At 52.2% G+C, this 4,281-nt stretch carries 6 protein-coding genes; 4 read left to right on the top strand and 2 right to left on the bottom strand.

From position 1 onward, the window contains the following. Nucleotides 1–171 precede the first annotated feature (171 nt). A complete protein-coding gene (locus tag ACOYIE_RS09730; RefSeq protein WP_433412722.1) occupies nucleotides 172–1,101 on the bottom strand; it encodes a hypothetical protein in 930 nt (309 codons plus the stop codon). Between the two features lie 53 nt (nucleotides 1,102–1,154). Here ACOYIE_RS09730 and ACOYIE_RS09725 point away from each other — a divergent pair, with 53 nt between their 5' ends. Next, nucleotides 1,155–1,598: a hypothetical protein gene (locus ACOYIE_RS09725; protein ID WP_433412720.1), complete on the top strand. Its 444-nt coding sequence runs from the start codon at nucleotides 1,155–1,157 to the stop codon at nucleotides 1,596–1,598. Between the two features lie 118 nt (nucleotides 1,599–1,716). Here the strand turns inward: ACOYIE_RS09725 and ACOYIE_RS09720 are convergent, their stop codons facing one another. Next, nucleotides 1,717–2,040 carry a hypothetical protein gene (locus tag ACOYIE_RS09720; protein ID WP_433412718.1) on the bottom strand — a complete coding sequence of 108 codons (324 nt, stop codon included), beginning with the start codon at nucleotides 2,038–2,040 and terminating at the stop codon, nucleotides 1,717–1,719. Between the two features lie 344 nt (nucleotides 2,041–2,384). Between ACOYIE_RS09720 and ACOYIE_RS09715 the strand changes: the two genes are divergently transcribed. The 3 genes from ACOYIE_RS09715 (at nucleotide 2,385) to ACOYIE_RS09705 (ending at nucleotide 4,113) form a co-directional block, all read left to right on the top strand. Beyond that, nucleotides 2,385–2,537 (top strand): hypothetical protein, encoded by a 153-nt coding sequence (locus tag ACOYIE_RS09715; protein ID WP_433412716.1) that lies wholly within the window; start codon nucleotides 2,385–2,387, stop codon nucleotides 2,535–2,537. A gap of 314 nt (nucleotides 2,538–2,851) precedes the next feature. Beyond that, on the top strand, nucleotides 2,852–3,832 hold the full coding sequence (locus ACOYIE_RS09710) for a LacI family DNA-binding transcriptional regulator (RefSeq protein WP_433412714.1): 981 nt from the start codon (nucleotides 2,852–2,854) through the stop codon (nucleotides 3,830–3,832). Nucleotides 3,833–3,849: 17 nt separating this feature from the next. Next, nucleotides 3,850–4,113, top strand: coding sequence for a hypothetical protein (locus ACOYIE_RS09705; protein WP_433412712.1), 264 nt, complete (start codon nucleotides 3,850–3,852; stop codon nucleotides 4,111–4,113). Nucleotides 4,114–4,281: the final 168 nt, after the last annotated feature.

Here is a 4,281-nt window from a genome sequence, read left to right as displayed (position 1 = left end):
CGGAGGAGCAACGTGCCCTCCGGCCCAGCGTGTCGAAAAAGTGGCAAACGCCACTTTTTCGACACGCAGACGCCTTCCCAAAGGGGAGGGCGTGTTTGCTGTCCAGCGCAGAGGTCGCCAGCGAAAGTGCAGGGCCGCAGGACTCGTCTTTGGTTGCAGAATATTGCCTGGTCAGAACAAATCCAGCATATTGTCCAGATAGATTGCTTCCCTGACCCGCAACTGATATTCGGGCTTTGTCAGGTAATAGAGCAAAAACTCCAGCATCAGGGCGCTGCCCAGTCCACGGCCCTCAATCTTGAAATGCGCAAAGCCCATGGGCAGATAGGTGTTCACAATGTCGTGAATGCCGATAAAGCCGGGATTTTCCATGGCCTTGGAAAAACGATAGCCTTCTGCGGCATTCGGCGCTGTGCAAGGGTGTTCGGGGCCATCCTCGCCCAGCACTTTTCGGCTGACCGCTTCATAGCATTGTTTCCTGTCCCGGCAGCCAAACCAGCAGCATTCGTTGCACAGGAACTCCACCTTCGCTTTCTGCTGCTCGGACAGCGCGTCCAGCTGCGCAAAGGCCTTGTTCAGCCGGAAATCCGGCACCACATACCGGAAGGCCCCGCGGCTCAGCTCCCGCTCGAAATCCCGAAAGTCCGTTAGCACCTTGGTGGTGGAGGAAACGAGATACAGCCCCGGATAGGTCCGCTGAAGGTAGCTGAGCAACAGCTCCGAATGGACAATCACGCCATTCTGGGGCTGGCTGCTTTCCTCAAACAGACGGCATAGTGCGTTACACTTGGCATCGGAAAGATGCTCTTCCCGCAAAAGGAAATTGCTGAAGGTGAGCCGGGCCGAGATCCCATATTTCCGCGTCAATGCCAGCGACGCCTGGGGATTGCAGTCTTGCGCCCCGATACGGCCGCCGCCCCAGATGCAATCCGCCGGCGCGCCATAGAGGGAACCAATTTCGCACCAATCGTAAAAATACTCCCTGTGCTTGCGGTACAGCGGCAGAAAAACGCAATACAGGTCGTAAAATTCAAACAGGCCGGGGAGATGGTAGTAGGCGGTGCCCTTCTTGGGGGGCATCAGGTCGGAAGTTTCGGTCATTGCGATCACCCTATTTGTAAAAAACAACCGGATAAGGCTGTCGTTGAGTCAATATGGCTTCAGGGCTGGTGCTCTTGCCATGTGCTTTTGCCATGGGCAAAAGCGGCGTTTCATTGAAGGTCAAAGCAGACAGAAGGCGTGTCCGGCTGTTGCCTTGCTGGCATCATAACGCCGGCAAGAAAGGATGTCAAGGCAGGCAGATCCCTAACGCAGGAAACTTGGGCAGGAAAAGTGACGCAACCGCTCCATTTGTTTCTTATGCGGAAGCGGGAAAAAGGTCGACGCGCCCAGAAAATACCTTGAAGATTGCCATGATACCTACTACGCGTACTGACTGTTTGCGGACCCGCAACCTTATCCATACGGGGCTTCTGATCCTGGCGGACAAACTGCGAATGCTTGTCATCCTTTCCGGCTCGAATTACAGAGAACATCATGGATGCGTGTTGTGCGCTGTATATGCCGCAAAAGCACGCAGAACAAAATACATCCTGTAACATTGAGCTACAGGATGCTTTAGGCTTACACTGCTCAGCGGCGATTTCCTCAAATGTGGCGGAAACGAACCGTTTTGATGGCCAGCAAGACCTGGTCCACACAACATGCAGTGCACAATCAGTCACGATCATCAAGTTCCGTTTTCGTTCCCCCCCAGAATGACTTTCTTGTTCTGCCGATTCTCTTGCCGGTGGCATCACGATGGATAAGCTCACCCCAGAAATTGTGATAAGATTCACCAATCTTTTTGCCGTGGGTATCCCGGAGCGTTTCGCCTCCCCAGAAGTTCTTACTTGACTCGCCAATCTTGCGGCCGTTAGCATCATAGTGACTTGTTCCACCCCAAAAATTGGAACGGCTTACTCCGATTTTCTTACCATGCTCATCGTAATGAACAGTTTCGCCCCAGAAGTTCTTCACACTGCGCACTTTCTTTGCCATCATCGATTCCTCCTATGCATTTACAAAAGCCGTTTTTCCGTATGGGGCCACTATGACCATTCTACTGCTTTTGAACGCAAAATAGCAAGTACTGCTTTGCGACCAAGTGAGCCCCTTATAACTGATAGAAAAACGAAAAGGTTGTGCTGGCTCTATAAAATAGAAACAAAAGACCGCCCATCCGTAATGAAAACAGATGCGCCAACGGCTAACTTCCATAGAGGAATTTTCTATGGATAAGATAAAACAGGAATCGTACTTTTCGTCAACAAGCACTGAAATATGTGACAGCACAGGAAGCTACAGCATCAGCAAACCGGCACATTCCGATCCAGATAATCCATATGGACAACGGCGCGATGCTGGACAATGCGCTTCTGGCGCTGAAGTTCAAGTACAAAACGCTGGTTGCGGAGACATTGTTTGCGCTGGGGATGGAGGAACATCGGTTACAGATCGCTATGCCATTACAAGGGCAAGGTGGGATGGCAATATAACGCTTCTCTGCAAAACCAGTGTTACATAGGCTCGACACTCCTATAATAACGCCAGTTCCCTTTGCAAGGCAGCCTTGCTACACATTTGCAGATTTGCCAACTTACACGGGTCATGATATAATCCACTTAGGCCATTCATCCGCAGAGAGGTACCCAAATGGTCATAACGGGGCTAACCCGAAACCAATCATTTTTTTGCTGTATCACGTTGCCCAGAAACCTTTCTGTGCTTGACGAGGTCTGTCAGCTGATTGCACAGGCAGCGCGGTACAACTTTCTCCCGTGACGATCTGCCCAGTTAGGGGGGCGTACGAATGAATGTGGTTATCAAGGACATTGCAAAGGCAGCGGGCGTTTCCACGGCAACGGTATCCAATGCGCTCAACGGCCGCAAAAACGTCAGCGACAGCACGCGAGAACGCGTGTTGCGCATTTGCGCGGAAATGGATTATCAGGTCAACCACGCGGGCCGTGCCCTCAAAAGCGGGGAGAGCAAGACCATCCTGTTCAATTTCAGCGACTTTGACCGCGAATTTTATCTTAAAATCATCCATGGCATCAGCGATTATGTCTATTCCCGCCAGTATGACCTGATTATCTGCACCAGCGGCTCGTGCGACCGCTTTATGTCCAAAAGCTTTACCAGCGGCTGCATCATGCTGGATAAGAGCTGCAATGATCAGCTGCTCAAGCGCAAGGCCCAGAAGGGATATCCCATCGTGGCATTGGACCGTATCCTGGATGAGCCCAATGTGAAATGCTTGCTGGTTAACAACTATCCGCCCATGCGCGAGCTGGTGCAGGGCTTGGTTCGGCGCGGCTACCGTGACTATGCGTTTCTGGGTGGCATCAATACGCTGGATAACCGGGAGCGCTATCAGGCATTCACGGATGTGCTGAAGGAAAATGGCATCCCCTTTCATTCCGAAAGCTACCTCACAGGCGATTACCGGGAAAAAAGCGGCTACCAGGCGGCAAAGCTGTTGCTGATCGGCGAGCGGCTGCCGCAGGCGCTGGTCTGCGCCAACGACAACATGGCCATTGGCGCCATGCGCGCCTTCCGGGAGGCCGGTGTGCGCATCCCGGAAGATGTGGCCGTAACAGGCTTTGACGATACCCCTCTGGCTGAGATGCTGGGCCTGACCACCGTGGCTATCCCCAACTATGAGCGCGGGTACCTTGCGGCGCAGCACCTCATTGCCAACATTGAGGGGGCCCAGAGCTACGAGACCTTCAAGATTCAGGCGCGGGTGGTATGGCGGGCCTCGGTTGGTAGCGTAGGGGCCCGCTCCTGAGCGCAGAACGGTTGCAAATGAATGAAAGCGCCATGGGGGAGCGGGAATTGGACACAGCCCCAACGAGCAGCCCAAAACTGTGGCCTGCAGAGGAGGATGCGGAAGCCCGGCCTGTTTCCGCGCGCTCGCCCAAGACCCGGGAGGAAAACGTGGCCCGCCATATGCCACAGGCGGGCTTTTTGGAGCGGCAAATGCCGGCATCCTGTAAGGATGCCGGTTATATTTTACAAACGATTTTATATAAATACAGAGAATATTTACATTATTTACAAATAAAATAATTTAACTTTGCATATTTTGGACAAAAACTATTGACGAATATACATCGTTGGGCTATAATCTATGTAAATCGTTAAACCGATTCATAAAATTCCGGGACAACAATAAAAAAGGGAGGTTTCTAGTCTATGAAGCGGATGAAAACCTTGACGTGTATCGTATTGGCGTTG

Origin of the sequence: Agathobaculum sp., assembly GCF_050946325.1 — a bacterium.
GTDB lineage: Bacteria > Bacillota > Clostridia > Oscillospirales > Butyricicoccaceae > Agathobaculum.
The sequence above is the reverse complement of the archived record's forward strand: the minus strand, read 5'-3'. Positions and strand labels throughout refer to the sequence as shown.